Annotated in this window: 14 protein-coding genes; 8 read left to right on the top strand and 6 right to left on the bottom strand. The window is 36.5% G+C overall.

Features of this window, described 5'->3' with window-relative positions; genetic code table 11:
• Positions 1-128 precede the first annotated feature (128 nt).
• Complete coding sequence (locus G504_RS0111890; protein WP_019670408.1) at positions 129-713, top strand: hypothetical protein; 585 nt, start codon at positions 129-131, stop codon at positions 711-713.
• A gap of 45 nt (positions 714-758) precedes the next feature.
• On the opposite strand, the gene G504_RS0111885 is transcribed toward G504_RS0111890, so the two are convergent.
• Complete coding sequence (locus G504_RS0111885) at positions 759-1391, bottom strand: MOSC domain-containing protein (RefSeq protein WP_019670407.1); 633 nt, start codon at positions 1389-1391, stop codon at positions 759-761.
• 322 nt (positions 1392-1713) lie between these two features.
• Complete coding sequence (locus G504_RS0111880; RefSeq protein WP_019670406.1) at positions 1714-2067, bottom strand: DUF6249 domain-containing protein; 354 nt, start codon at positions 2065-2067, stop codon at positions 1714-1716.
• A 135-nt stretch (positions 2068-2202) separates the two neighbouring features.
• Here G504_RS0111880 and G504_RS0111875 point away from each other — a divergent pair, with 135 nt between their 5' ends.
• Positions 2203-2787 carry an RNA polymerase sigma factor gene (locus tag G504_RS0111875; protein WP_019670405.1) on the top strand — a complete coding sequence of 195 codons (585 nt, stop codon included), beginning with the start codon at positions 2203-2205 and terminating at the stop codon, positions 2785-2787.
• The gene (locus G504_RS0111870; RefSeq protein WP_019670404.1) at positions 2774-3193 is read left to right on the top strand and encodes a hypothetical protein; all 420 of its coding nucleotides are present in this window, start codon (positions 2774-2776) and stop codon (positions 3191-3193) included. Before G504_RS0111875 ends, G504_RS0111870 begins: the two co-directional genes overlap by 14 nt.
• Before the next feature lie 41 nt (positions 3194-3234).
• Here the strand turns inward: G504_RS0111870 and G504_RS0111865 are convergent, their stop codons facing one another.
• The gene (locus G504_RS0111865) at positions 3235-3588 is read right to left on the bottom strand and encodes a DoxX family protein (RefSeq protein ID WP_019670403.1); all 354 of its coding nucleotides are present in this window, start codon (positions 3586-3588) and stop codon (positions 3235-3237) included.
• A 135-nt stretch (positions 3589-3723) separates the two neighbouring features.
• Positions 3724-5610: a molecular chaperone HtpG gene (gene htpG, locus G504_RS0111860; RefSeq protein ID WP_019670402.1), complete on the bottom strand. Its 1887-nt coding sequence runs from the start codon at positions 5608-5610 to the stop codon at positions 3724-3726.
• A gap of 360 nt (positions 5611-5970) precedes the next feature.
• On the opposite strand from htpG, the gene G504_RS0111855 reads away from it, so the two are divergent.
• The 4 genes from G504_RS0111855 to G504_RS0111840 all read left to right on the top strand — a co-directional run bounded on the left by G504_RS0111855 (position 5971) and on the right by G504_RS0111840 (position 9658).
• Positions 5971-6630, top strand: coding sequence for a TetR family transcriptional regulator C-terminal domain-containing protein (locus G504_RS0111855; protein ID WP_019670401.1), 660 nt, complete (start codon positions 5971-5973; stop codon positions 6628-6630).
• 19 nt (positions 6631-6649) lie between these two features.
• Positions 6650-7960: an ABC1 kinase family protein gene (locus G504_RS0111850; RefSeq protein WP_019670400.1), complete on the top strand. Its 1311-nt coding sequence runs from the start codon at positions 6650-6652 to the stop codon at positions 7958-7960.
• Between the two features lie 129 nt (positions 7961-8089).
• Positions 8090-9097, top strand: a complete 1008-nt coding sequence (locus tag G504_RS0111845) for a 3-oxoacyl-ACP synthase III family protein (protein ID WP_019670399.1) — start codon at positions 8090-8092, stop codon at positions 9095-9097.
• 18 nt (positions 9098-9115) lie between these two features.
• Positions 9116-9658 (top strand): pyridoxamine 5'-phosphate oxidase family protein, encoded by a 543-nt coding sequence (locus G504_RS0111840; RefSeq protein WP_019670398.1) that lies wholly within the window; start codon positions 9116-9118, stop codon positions 9656-9658.
• A gap of 105 nt (positions 9659-9763) precedes the next feature.
• Here G504_RS0111840 and G504_RS0111835 read toward each other — a convergent pair whose 3' ends face one another.
• Positions 9764-12214 carry a TonB-dependent receptor domain-containing protein gene (locus G504_RS0111835; protein ID WP_026348541.1) on the bottom strand — a complete coding sequence of 817 codons (2451 nt, stop codon included), beginning with the start codon at positions 12212-12214 and terminating at the stop codon, positions 9764-9766.
• A 390-nt stretch (positions 12215-12604) separates the two neighbouring features.
• Here G504_RS0111835 and G504_RS0111830 point away from each other — a divergent pair, with 390 nt between their 5' ends.
• Positions 12605-12964 carry a CoA-binding protein gene (locus G504_RS0111830; protein WP_019670396.1) on the top strand — a complete coding sequence of 120 codons (360 nt, stop codon included), beginning with the start codon at positions 12605-12607 and terminating at the stop codon, positions 12962-12964.
• Between the two features lie 72 nt (positions 12965-13036).
• Here the strand turns inward: G504_RS0111830 and G504_RS0111825 are convergent, their stop codons facing one another.
• Complete coding sequence (locus G504_RS0111825) at positions 13037-14500, bottom strand: sodium:solute symporter (RefSeq protein ID WP_019670395.1); 1464 nt, start codon at positions 14498-14500, stop codon at positions 13037-13039.
• Positions 14501-14547: the final 47 nt, after the last annotated feature.

The following is a 14547-nucleotide window of genomic DNA, read 5'->3' as shown; positions in this document are numbered from 1 at the left end:
ATATATGTTTAGAGACTTAAAGTTGAGTTAAAATAGGATATAAATTGGATAAGCTGGTTGTATTTTCTGAAACGCTTTGGGGGTAAGTTTGCACTGTAAATTATTCATTAACTCTAAAACGTAATGTTATGAAAACAAATTTGAAATTTACCGCTATGATTGCCTTTATGTTTACTACAGTAGTAGGCCTGGCAAGAGAACCTAAACTAAGCTTGATGACCCAGGGTCAATCTAATAGCTTAATTGTAGAATTAGATGCAAAACACGAAAATGCCGTTCTCAAAATTATTGATGAAAACCAAAATATCATATTCTCAGAGAAAATTTCGGAAAACTCTTACACCAGGAAATTTGACCTGAATGAATTAGATAATGGTTCTTATTATTTTGAGCTTGATGATTCCCTTAGGACATTGGTTTACCCAATAAGCGTTGAAAACAAGGAGGTAAAAATTCTTAAAAGGATTGAAAATACCAAGCCGGTTTTTAGAAAAAAGGGAGAAATGCTTTTTCTTAATTTATTGAATCTGGATAGTAAAGATGTGGAAATCAAAGTTTTTGACAGCGAAAACCGCACTTTATACAAAGAGGTGATTGAGAATGAAAGCATTGTAACCAAGGCTTTTAATTTTAAAAAGGCCCATGAAGACCGCTACACTGTGGTCGTAAGAGATGGTAAAAATACTTACTATGAAGACATTGTAGTTAATTAGTAAATTGTTTAGTTTAGTTTTAAAGGGGCTTTTTAGCCCCTTTTTTTATAAGTATTTTTTTAGGCCTTCTCTTTTATTTTCCGGGAGAGCGGTATTATCAATTGCCAGTTTTAAAACTTTTTTATCTTTTTTCTTTGCATAAAGCAGCTGAAAAAACTGATAAACAGTTAATAAATTGTCCGAAGGTTTTATGAGTATTAGTTCATCTTCCGGAGAGACTTCACCTTCTTCCAGTATTTTAACATAAGTTCCGGGGAAACCGTGGTCAATGAAATCTTTCAAAATCTGCTGGGTCCCGAACCGGATCCCTAATTTAAAGCAGGGTTCCCTTGGCTGTGATATCTGCACTAATGCAGAGCCAATTTTATAGATATCTCCAATTCTCATATAGGTTTCATCCATATCACTAATGCTGAGGTTCTCTCCAAACATTCCCCAATTCCAATTGAGATTCGGATAACGCTTTTCCCAATAAGGATAGTGTTTGGTGGAAAACAGGTAACAGGCCTTGTGTATTCCTCCGTGAACTTTGCGGTTGGCGATAGCATCATTTGCAACCAATTCTTTTTTTAATAACAAGGGCGAGTGTGTGGGGTATTTAAAAATACCGGTCTGTAGTTGCTTTCCTTTCCAAGTAATTTGCTTTAAATTTCCAATGTTAGTAGATATTATGTGCATGCTTTGAAGATAGTTCGCTCGTGGTTTAAATACAAGTCAATTTGTTTGATTTCCTCAACGGATATACTGAATGGAAAAATTATATGGGGTTTGTGCGTAATTTAAATGATATGGAGAATACCATGCCCTTAACTAAAGTTCAAATACAGTAAATTTTAGACCCCAGAAGCCGAACTCAAAAAAATAACATCATGGACCATTTAACTATCAATTAGAATCTTTAAGTGCTTTAAATATGTCATTTATCAAACTGTTGGTCCAGCAAATAAAAAACCATCGCATGGTTTTGCAATGGTTTTATAAGGGTTCAAAGCAAGTTCGTTTATTCCTCTTTGTCCAATTTTTTTGTTAGGGTAAAACCGGCAAAAAGCCCTAGGCCGGCCATTAAGAATATCGTTGCCGGATATGCAACTTCTTCATCCATGCCCATGGTATTTACAAATACAGAGGCTATAAAAATGGCCAATCCAATCCCTGTTAGTAACAATGACAAATTTAGGATAAGTACCTTCCAGAAAGGAGCAGCGTGTCCCCGCTTACCTTTCACAAAAATACTTGCATCCGCACCTTTTTCAATTAATGCAAGTCGTTCTTTATTTCGTGTCGAAAAATACAAATAAAAAACTCCAAAGATTGCCCCGAATACAAGTGCAACTATAATTATTTCTCCTCCCATTTTATTTAGTTTTTAATGGATTAAACATCAGTTCATAGGATATGACGAACATTTTTCCATAGTGGTTACAGGGTAAGCTATTTTTTTTTATATATTCTGTAACCGGAAACCAATTATGTGCGTCTTATATAGTAAATGAGCCAGAAACCAGACAAGTACCTTATTAATAAGGTTATAAATGGGGAAAGTAATGCCTATGCCGAATTGGTAGATAGGTATAAGCACATGGTTTATACCCTGGCATTAAAAATTGTAAAAAATCGAGAGGATGCCGAGGAGGTAGCTCAGGATACGTTTTTTAAAGCGTATAATTCTTTAAAATATTTTAAAGGTGATTCCAAGTTTTCTACCTGGTTATATAAGATTGCCTATTACGGAAGTTTGGACTATTTGAAAAAGAATAAGCGACAGGTTGAGACAACCAAATTGGATATTTCGGAAGAATATAATATTGCGTCAATGGATGATACTTTAGACGGGATGGAAGTAAAAGAAAGGGCAGAAATCATTAAACATGCAATTCAGGAATTACCCGGCGAAGACGCTGTTTTGATTACCCTTTATTATTTTGAAATGCTGTCAATGAACGAAATATCAAAAGTTATTGGATTAGTTCCCAACACGGTTAAAGTACGTTTGTACAGAGGGAGAAAGCGTTTGGCAAAGATTTTAGAAAATAATCTGGAACAGGAAATTATACATAGCTATGGAACAAAATAAAGATAAACAACTGAATGATTTTGTGGAAAAAATTGTAAAAACTGCAGGTCTTGAGACCCCTTCGGACCAATTTACCCAAAGCATTATGTCCAAAATAAAAGCACAAAGTGTAAAAAGTGCGGTAACTAATTATAAACCCTTGATTTCCAAAAGAAGCTGGTTGGTATTATGCAGTATTGCTATTTTTCTGTTGGCATATGTATTTTTTGGGAATTCAGACCTGAATATCAGTTGGCTGCCCAGTATTGATGCAATAGCTATGGACAACATGGGAATTATTGATGCCCTTTCAAATTTGCGACTGCCTGATACACTGCTTTATGGCCTGACCGGACTTACATTGTTTATTTATGTCCAGATTGTTTTTTTGAAAAAGCATTTGGAACGCAGATTTACCATTAATTGAGCCTTGAGGAATGTAATTTGTATTTAAGGTAATATACAAGATTACAAATAAGAATATGCCCAATACATAAGCCCAAATTGCAGTGGGATTCTTAGGATAAGAATCCAGCCCGGAATTCCGGCCGAAGCCTTTTTTTCAGAAAGCATATAGAAGTGTACGGTAAGAAAAATGGCCAACATCATTATAATACCTATAATGGCCAGATCTTTAAGGGGAACAATCAATAAACTTATCCCTAACAATATTTCTGCAAATCCACTTAAAACCACTAAAAATTTGTGAAAAGGAAGATACTCCGGCATAATGCGGAGGTAGACTTTTGGCTTTATAAAATGCATTATCCCGGCCAGGATATACATGATAGCCATTAACAGAAAATGCCAGGTATAATTCATTGACAATTAAAGAATAAAGTTAAAATAAAAAACTTCACGGGGTACTATGGATTATCCGGCAGATAATTTAAGCACACCCGTGAAGCATTCATTGAACATGAATTTCTTGGGCCTCTACATGGACTTATAAATGGTTTATTTAATCATCTCGTAACTTCGGCTTATAAACCTGGTAAGCTCTTCTCCCTTAAGCAGGCCTTTTGACAACCTGGCAAGGTCAAGGGACTGATTTATAAGACGATCTCTTTTCTTAGCAGTCTTTGTGCCGAGAATCTCAGTTACCAGCGGATGGTTTATGTTTACTATTAAATTATACATTTCGGGCATATTGCCCATGCCAAACATACCCCCGCCACCGGTCTGTTGCATTTCCTTCATACGTCTCATAAACTCTGGTTCCGTAATAATAAAAGGAGAAGCATTGCTGTCCATGGCTTCCAATTGAATAGTATAACCTTTATCTGTGGTAACACTCTCAATATTAGCTTTTAGTTTTTCCTTCTCTTCATCAGATAATTTACTTATTTGAGTATCTTCTTTTTTGATCAGATTATCCAGGTGATCGGCATCTACTCTGGCAAAAGACAATTTTTCATTTGAAGTCTCTAATTTTTGCATCAAATGCGATATTATAGGGGAATCCAGAAGCAACACTTCAAAGCCTTTAGCCTTGGCTGCATCAATATAACTATGCTGGGCCTCTTTATCCGAAGCATAAAGCACCACTAATTTATCGTCTTTATCTGTTTGAAGGGCTTTAATCTTTTCTTTCAACTCTTCAAATGTGAAATAAGTGCCATCAACCGTGGGATACAACGCAAATTTGTCCGCTTTTTCAAAGAATTTTTCTTCGGACAACATTCCGTATTCAATGACTATCTTGATGTCATTCCATTTTTTCTCAAAATCCTCACGATTATTTTTGAACAAAGAAGTTAGTTTATCTGCAACTTTTCTTGTAATGTATGAGGATATCTTTTTAACTGCACCATCTGCCTGCAGGTATGACCTGGAAACATTGAGGGGAATATCCGGAGAATCAATTACACCTCTCAGCATCGTTAAAAATTCAGGAACTATTCCTTCAACATTATCGGTTACAAACACCTGGTTCTGATAAAGCTGAATTCTGTCCTTCTGAATACTCAGATCATTTGTTAGTTTGGGGAAATAAAGTATACCTGTAAGATTGAAAGGGTAATCCACATTTAAATGAATATGGAATAATGGTTCTTCAAATTGCATTGGATACAATTCCCGGTAAAAATTCTTATAATCCTCGTCTTTAAGATCTGCAGGTTTTTTTGTCCATGCAGGGTTTGGATTATTTATTATATTATCTACTTCCTGTGTCTGGGCCGGATCTTCTTCTTTGGCGCCTTCAGGCTTAGGAAGTGTCTCTGTCTTTGTTCCAAATTTAATTGGAATAGGCATAAATTTATTGTACTTACGCAATAATTCAGTTATCCTGTTCTCCTCCAAAAATTCGGTTGAATCCTCTGCGATACTCAAAATTATTTCTGTACCGCGCTCTTTTCTGTCAGATTTTTTCAAATTGAATTTAGGTGATCCATCACAGCTCCAATGCACTGCGGGTTCATCCCTGTAACTTTTTGTGATAATCTCCACCTTGTCTGCAACCATGAAGGAAGAATAAAAGCCCAGGCCAAAATGTCCGATTATGCCAGAGTCTTTGTCTGCATCCTTGTACTTGTCAAGAAATTCTTCAGCTCCAGAAAAGGCAATATCATTAATATACTTTTTAACTTCTTCTTCACTCATTCCAATACCCTCATCAATGATATGAAGTTTTTTACCCTTCTTATCTATCTTTACTTCAATCATTGGATTTCCATATTCAACCTTGGCCTCACCAATTGAGGTAAGGTGTTTTAATTTAAGAGTGGCATCCGTCGCATTTGAAATTAACTCGCGTAAAAATATCTCGTGATCGCTGTAAAGGAATTTTTTAATTAATGGGAAAATGTTTTCAACTGAAACATTAATCTTACCAGTAGCCATATTTGATTGTTTTAAAAATTACTACTTACCTATGTCAAAAAAAGTACCATATTGTATATAGGTGACAAACTGACACTTTAGCTTTCAGTAAAATATCCCGGACAAAACTTTAACAAATTTTATGTTTAATAATTATATTATATAGTTAAACATTGTGTATCTTTGAATTGTGATTGCGGAAAACAATTGCTATGAAAAAGTTTTTTGATTTTGTAATCAGATTGTTTATTAATTGGTTAGGTTGTTTAAAAGTGTGCTTTCAAGGGAAAGCACACTTTTTTTGTAAGGATCTACCTTGCCTCTAGACTAAGATAATGTTCAAAAAATAAATAAATAAAATAAACATAAATACAATATATTATGACTGCTAAAGCTGCTGCAAAAAAGCCTACTAAAGAGAATATCATATCTGCTTACATGAATTTTGTGCTGGAAAATGAAACCGTTCCTAAATCTGTTTTTAAATTTTGTAGGGAAAACAAAATAAAAGAGGAAGAATTTTATAAACTTTTTGGTTCTGTCGGCGGAATTCAAAAGGCTATTTGGGATTTATTTCTGGAGAATACGATGAAATTAGTATCTAAAAATAAGGAGTATCATGAATTTTCCAGCCAGGATAAGATGCTCACTTTCTTCTTTACTTTCTTTGAAATGCTTAAGCTAAACCGGAGCTATGTTCTTTTTGCATTAAATGAAGATAAAAATCCTTTAAAGAATCTGGAGCAACTGAAGGGAATGCGCAACGGAATCAAAAATTTCGCAAAAGAATTGATTGAAGATGATAATAGCGAAAAAAGCTCCAAAATTACGCAACACAATCCGGGATTATTTTCAGAAGGTGCCTGGGTTCAGTTTTTGTTTATCCTTAAATTCTGGATGGAGGATACCTCAGCAGATTTTGAAAAGACAGATATAGCAATAGAAAAATCAGTCAAAACCATTTTTGATGTATTTGATAATACGCCTCTGGATAGTATCATTGATTTTGGAAAATTTCTTTACAAAGAAAACTTTTCTTAATCAACCTAACTGTAATTAAATGAAAACTCTAGATAAAATTCCCACGGGTAAAATTGAGAGGGCAGGTAAGCTTGTAACGACCGGGGTTAAAGTAGGTGGCAATTATGTCAAGTATTATGGCAAAAAACTGGTCAACCCGGAGCACGACAAAGAGGAGTTGAATGAGGACAATGCTTCTGATATCTACAATGGTCTCAAATCATTAAAGGGCAGTGCACTCAAAGTAGCCCAAATGCTCAGCATGGAGAAGAATTTGCTTCCATCAGCATATGTAGAAAAATTTTCTTTGGCACAATTTTCTGTGCCTCCCCTTTCCGCTCCTTTGGTTCGTAAAACTTTTAAAAGGTATTTGAACAAATTCCCCGAAGAAGTCTTTGATTCCTTTGAACGTAACTCCATAAATGCTGCAAGTATAGGGCAGGTGCACAAAGCAACAAAAAATGGAAAGGAATTGGCGGTTAAAATACAATATCCCGGCGTAGCGGAGAGTATAAGCAGCGATTTGGCAATTGTTAAGCCCATAGCAATACGCATGTTTAATCTTCAGGGAAAAGATTCGGATAAATATTTTAAAGAGGTAGAACTTAAACTTCTAGAAGAAACCGACTATAGCCTTGAATTTATTCAAAGTGAAGAAATAACAAAAGCTTGTCGAATAATCCCGAACCTGGAATTTCCAAAGTATTACCAGGAATTATCCAGTGAACGAATACTTACCATGGACTGGATGCATGGGAGGCATTTAAGTGAATTCACCAGGCAAAGTTTTAGTTCAGAATTGGGAAATAAGTTAGGTCAGGCCCTATGGGATTTTTATATGTTCCAGTTACACGGGCTCAGAAAGGTTCATGCAGATCCGCATCCCGGAAATTTCCTGGTTAGTAAACAGGAAACACTGGTAGCCATTGACTTTGGTTGTATAAAGGAGGTCCCCGATGAGTTTTATGTGCCGTATTTCGAACTTGCAATAAAGGAGAATATTGAAAATGATACCATTTTCATGGAAAAGTTATATGAGTTAGAAATACTTTCACCATCAGATTCAGCAATAGAAGTTAAATTTTTTAAAGCCTTATTCAAGGAAATGCTTGGTCTTTTTACAACTCCTTTCCATGACGAATTCTTTGATTTTGGGAATGAGGAATTTTGGTCAAAAATTGCTGCACTCGGAGAACGGTATTCTAAAGACGAGCATATACGAAAAATGAATGGAAACAGGGGGTCTAAGCATTTTTTGTATATTAACAGAACCTTTTTTGGCTTGTTTAATCTCTTACATGATCTCAAAGCAAATGTTGAAGTAAACTCATATAGAAATTACTTAAACTAGTCAGCAAGCCTTCTTAAATCATCAATTATTTTTTAATTATCTTAGATTTTGGAAATAAATTTCCTGATCCGACATTTTCCGGAAGTTAAGGCAATTCTTTTTCAGACTAACTAACTCACAAACCAGGTAATGTATAATTCAAAAATTAGTGGACTGGGGTATTTTGTACCCGATAATGTGGTAACTAATGATGATCTCTCTAAAATCATGGATACCAATGACGAATGGATTCAGGAGAGGACGGGTATTAAGGAACGGAGACACGTGATAAAAGGTGAGGACACAACTTCTACTATGGGCGTTAAGGCGGCCAGAATAGCAATTGAAAGGGCCGGACTGGATAAGGACGAAATAGATTTTATAGTGTTTGCAACCTTGAGCCCGGATTATTACTTCCCCGGACCTGGCGTATTGGTACAAAGAGATCTTGGAATAAAGACTGTTGGAGCAATAGATATAAGAAATCAATGTTCGGGTTTTGTTTATGGAATATCACTGGCGGATCAGTATATAAAGAGTGGTATGTACAGGAACGTGCTGGTTATAGGATCAGAATTACATTCTGCAGGCCTTGATATGACCACAAGGGGTAGGGGAGTATCCGTAATATTTGGCGATGGTGCCGGTGCTGTTGTGCTTAGCAGAGAGGAAGATAATACGAAGGGAATTTTGTCTACCCATTTGCATTCGGAAGGTGCCCATGCCGAAGAACTTTCCTTAATTGCTCCCGGGATGGGTAAGAGATGGGTCCTGGATATACTGGAAGACAACGACCCAAATGATGAATCCTACTACCCTTATATGAACGGACAATTCGTTTTTAAAAATGCTGTTGTTCGTTTTAGCGAGGTAATAATGGAAGGATTAAAGGCAAATAACCTTGGGCCTGCAGACATTGACCTGCTAATCCCCCACCAGGCCAATTTGCGAATTTCACAGTTTGTTCAGAAAAAGTTTGGGTTGCGGGATGACCAGGTTTACAATAATATCATGAAATACGGAAATACTACTGCTGCTTCAATACCCATAGCCCTCACCGAAGCATGGGAACTGGGAAAAATAAAGGAAGGAGACCTGGTAGTCTTGGCGGCATTTGGGAGCGGATTTACGTGGGGAAGTGCTATAATACGATGGTAACACTTAAACCAAATACAGATGGGAAAACGTTCTGAAAGTCTGGATTCAAAACAAATAGATTTTATAGCTAAGCAAAAACTTTTTTTTGTGGCAACTGCCATGAAAGACGGATCCATTAATCTCTCTCCGAAAGGAATGGATTCTTTCAGAATTATTAATGACACAAATATTCTTTGGTTAAACCTAACAGGCAGTGGTAATGAAACGGCCGCACATCTGCAATACAATAATAGAATGACGATTATGTTTTGTGCATTTGAGGGGAAACCTATGATTTTACGCCTGTATGGCGAGGCCAGGGTATTCCACGAGCGAGATTCCTTCTGGAAAGAACATATTGATCAGTTTCCTGAAATTGCCGGCAGCAGGCAATTAATTGATATGAAAATAAAGCTCGTCCAGACTTCTTGCGGGTTCGGTGTTCCACTTATGGATTATAAAGGGGAGCGAAATACGCTCAATATCTGGGCAGAAAATAAAGGGAAGGACGGCCTGAACGAATATATGGGTCTTAAGAATGTTAAAAGCCTGGATGGGTTGCCTACGGGAATATTTAAATAATCTTCCTGAATCTAAAACCCCCGGCTAATTAGCAGGGGGTTTTTTAATTGACAAATATTACATGAGATAACCAACCAATACTCCGAATATTTTATCAATTAATATTTATAAAATACCACCCCCCCCTTGCTTGGTATTACTATCTCTTCTTTTTCGTTTAGCCGCTTTGTTTTTTCCACTTCCAAAGCGATATGAAATTCCTGCAAAGACCGTTTGGCTCTCCCAATTAAATTCGGCTACCTGGGCAAAAGGCCTATCCCCGCTGGCTGCAAATCGCATTGTATTAAAAACGTCATTGAAATTAACACTCAAAGTACCCTTGCCCTGGGCAAAATTGTAACGAGCACCCAGATTCACAAAATACATGGGCTCTACATCAAACTGTATGGTCCTGTTTTGTCCTCTGTAGAATCCAAATAGTTGAAAAGTTAAATTTTTGGCAGCCTTGAAACTATTATTCATTCTAAAATTCCAGGCCGTATTTTCCACTTCAATTTCCTCGGTAACAATGTCATCTATTGTTGCGGAATTATTATCACTTTGTAAGCTCTCGGTAATTCCCCGCTGGGTTTGCGAATACAGGTCAAAACTGGCATTAAAACTCCACCATTTAGTCAGTTTATAATTACTTGACACCTCAATACCATATGCGGAAGTGTCATCGAAATTGTCAAAGGTTAATATAAGTTTGTTCAGGTCTAATCTGTCTACAAAAATAGCCCTGTTAATTTCATCTTTAATATTCCTGTAAAATATCCCTGATGTTATGCTTCCATTCTTCAGGCGTCTGGTATAATTTATTTCATAAGAAAATGTAAATTGAGGAACAAGTGTTGGGTTTCCAAATGAAGATAATAAAGGAGTAGACCACTCTCGAATAGGATTCACCTGTGTAAGTCCCGGACGGTCTACCCTCCTGCTAAAACTAAATTGAAACTGATTTTTATCTGTTGGACTATAGGTGACAAAACCGGAAGGATATAATTCAGTATACTTATCCGTAAAGGACCTTACCTGGTTGGTATCGGCTTTAACCTCAACGTCTTCAACACGCAGTCCAACCTTGTACCCCCATTTATCATAATTCTGTCCGAAACTGGCATAGGCTGAGTAAATGTCCATGCCATAAACAAAATCGGTATCCGGAGTTGGAATTATACTTCCATCGGGTGAATATGAAAGTCCGGTTGAGGAATAATCCACATTGGTTTCAAAAATTCTTGCTTCCAGACCAACTTCAAGTTTGGATATGGAATCCAAAGGATTTACATAGTCCAGGTTTACAAGAGTTTGATCCCTTTTGGTATCTACAAAATCCTGATAATCGGGGAATAATGTATTTCCGGTCGATTTAAATTGGGCATTTTCTTCATCAGTAAACTTATTGTAATCTACTTCCAGTTCAATGTTATGCCCTTCTTTATTAAAGTCAAGTTTATAGTCAAAATTGTACTGCTGGCTGTGATTATCACTCTTATTTATGAATATTTGATTTGTATTCAGCGGTGGATCATCAAAATAGGTAACCTGCGTCTGTCCGTTAGTTTTACCATCAAAGTAATTCTGGTTTGTGAAAAATGAAATGGTGTTTTTATCATTGAGATAAAAATCCATTCCAACTTTAAATAGATTAGATTTCCTGTTATCTATAATATCAAACAATTGTTCAGAATTCTCGTCTATTCTGAATATGTATCCATCGTTTACATATTTGCCGATATTGTTTCCGAAATTTCCATACACATTTACCTTGCCATTTCTATAATTAAGATCGATTGAACTGTTGAACTTTGCTTCCTGACCTACGGTTAGACCAGTATTCAGATTCCCGTTAAAACCATTATTTGAGTTTTTGTGAAGGATGATATTTATGATGCCACTCATCCCATCAGGATTATATTTGGCCGAAGGATTAGTAATTAATTCAATAGACTTTATGGAAGTTGACGGTATTTGTCTTAATAATTGTGCAACGGGCACATTGGTAAGTTTGCCATCTACCATAACCCTTACATTTGAGTTCCCCCTCATGCTGAGTTGTCCGGTTTGCTGATCTACGTTAATTGAGGGAATATTATTCATTATATCAGAAGCGGTGGCCCCGGCCGTGGTAAGGTCTTTGCCTACATTTACCACTTTGCGATCTATACGTTGTTCTATAGTCGTTCGCTCTGCCACAATTTCGACCCCTGCAAGTTCTTCAGCTTCTTCTTCAAGGGAAATAATCCCTAAATCCGGATTGCGGTTGTCTTTAGACAATGTAATCTGCTTTATAAACGATTTGAAGCCTATAAATTGAACCTCTACAATAAAAGATCCTTCCGGTAATTTTTTTATTTGAAAAATACCGTCTTTATCCGTGATTCCACCGGTAATTGTGGTGTTGTCTGAAGTCCGCTTTATAACTATTGCTGCGTATGCAACGGGTTTATTCTGGATATTGTCCACTACCCTTCCGCTAATGCTTCCAAATACAATATCGGGATCAGATATTTCCGCTTTTGCCGGGTATACCGCACCTAATAGAAGGATGTAGATTAGAACTTTTTTGATCATGAACTTTGTGATTGTGATTGATTGATGATACATACATGACGACAATAGATGGGTAATGTTACCATGAATAAAGATTTTAACATATATTCATGCCTCAAATACTGGTTTTTATTTTAAGCCTTTTTTGAATCTGATTTGAATAAATTCAAGTAATATATTAACTTTTTTAAGGGTAATGGATACCTTCAATGGGCCTATTGTAATGAAATAATAAAACCCCGACCAAATTGTCGGGGTTTCTTTCGTTGATGAGCTATATTAAACACTAACCATTAACTATAAAAATATAGCACCAACAACGAATTAATTCTTTGAGTTACTATTTAAAGACGAATAATAATTTGAAAAGTTACAGTCATTAACACACTTTAACGCAACAGGAATTATTTTATGAAAACTACTCTTGTTTTTGGGGCTTCCCTAAATCCGAATCGCTACAGTAATCTGGCCATAAATAAATTGCGGTCAAAAAAAATTGAAACTACTGCTTTTGGTCTCAGGGGGGGTACTGTTGCAGATGTACAGATAGGTACAGATCTTAATAAAATTCAGAACATTCATACCATTACCTTATATCTTAATGCCATACGGCAAAAGGAGTATTACGAACAAATCATTGAGCTTAAACCGCAAAGGGTGATTTTTAATCCCGGGACCGAAAACCCGGAATTCTATACACTCCTTCGAAAAAGTGAAATCATGGTGGAGGAGGCATGTACTTTAGTGTTATTAGCCACAGATCAATATTAAATAATAGGGCAAAGGCATTTATTTTTTTCTTGAAGACCTTGAGCTTCTAAAAGCAACAATCATTGAAAAGCACTAATCGTGTTTTTTTCTTATCAGATATAATCCAAAAAAAGTAAATAATCCGTTAACAGGCAACAGTTCATAACCTACGGCATATCCTCCCAGGTAAACAGGGGGAATATTCGAAATCCCAATTGCCATTAGAACCGCAGCACCTGCTACAATCCAAACGTAGTTGTCTTTTATCTTATAAGGCGTAAAGATTCCAAATGCAAACAGGCCCAACAAAGGGCCATAGGTGAAGGTTGCAACCGTTAAAAGGCCGTCAATAACATTCCTGTCTAAAACATATTTGAATAGTATAACCATTAGGATCAGGAGCACACTCATCCAGACATGGGTTTTTTTTCTTATTGTTTTTTGAAGGTTGGCCGGTTTCTTTTCAATTCCCAGAAAATCTACACAAAACGAAGTGGTCAGGGAAGTAAGAGCACTATCTGCGCTACTGTAGGCTGCCGCAATAAGCCCAAGCATAAAAGTTACGGCTACGGTTATACCCAAACCGCTGTTTAATGCAATCTCAGGAAATAGGAGATCAGATTTGGGTTCCCCATCCATTAGCGGTGTTGCGATATCAAATTTAGCCGCGAAAATAAAAAGCAATGCACCCAAAAGCAGAAAAACAAAATTTACCACAATAAGGATAAGGCTGAAGGAAACCATATTCTTCTGAGCATCTTTTAAATTCTTGCAGGTTAAATTCTTCTGCATCATATCCTGATCCAGTCCTGTCATACAAATAGTAATGAACATGCCCCCCAGAAAGGATTTTATAAAGTGGTTTTTTGCAAAAAAATCATCTGTAAATAATACCTGGCTGTACTCCTTTAATTCCTCAGAATTAATATACTCCGTAAAGCTCCAGCCTAATTTTGCATTGATAAAGTAGATAGACAGGCCTACAGATAATAACATAAACAGGGTTTGCAAAGTGTCTGTCCAAACGATAGTTTTAATCCCCCCCCGAAAAGTATATATCCAAATTAAAAGGATAGATAAAACCACAGTAACTTCAAATGGAACATTCCAGGCGTCAAATACAAACTGTTGCAGCACAATGGCTACCAGAAAAAGACGGAACGAGGCTCCCAACACCCTGGAGACAAAGAAAGACAAAGCCCCTATTTTATAACTAACGTTTCCAAAACGCTCCTTTAGGTATTCGTAAATGGAGGTTACATTTGAGCGATAATAGATTGGCAAAAGTATAAAGGCAACAACAAAATAACCCACTAAATACCCAAAAACAACCTGCATATAGCTGAATTGGGAGCTTTCTACCCAGCCGGGCACGGATATAAAAGTAACCCCGGATAAGGATGCACCAATCATACCAAATGCTACCAAATACCAGGGTGATTGCTTTCCTGCCTTAAAAAAATCAGCATTGGAATCGTTTTTTCCGGTGAAGTAGGAGATAAGCAATAGCAAGAAGAAATAACCGCCAATAAGGAGCAGAATATGCGATGCTGTCATAAAAATAAATTACTAGCGCAAAGTACAAAAACTTAAAACATTATGTA

Source organism: Eudoraea adriatica DSM 19308 (genome assembly GCF_000382125.1).
Classification (GTDB): Bacteria; Bacteroidota; Bacteroidia; order Flavobacteriales; family Flavobacteriaceae; genus Eudoraea; species Eudoraea adriatica.
The sequence above is the reverse complement of the archived record's forward strand: the minus strand, read 5'-3'. Positions and strand labels throughout refer to the sequence as shown.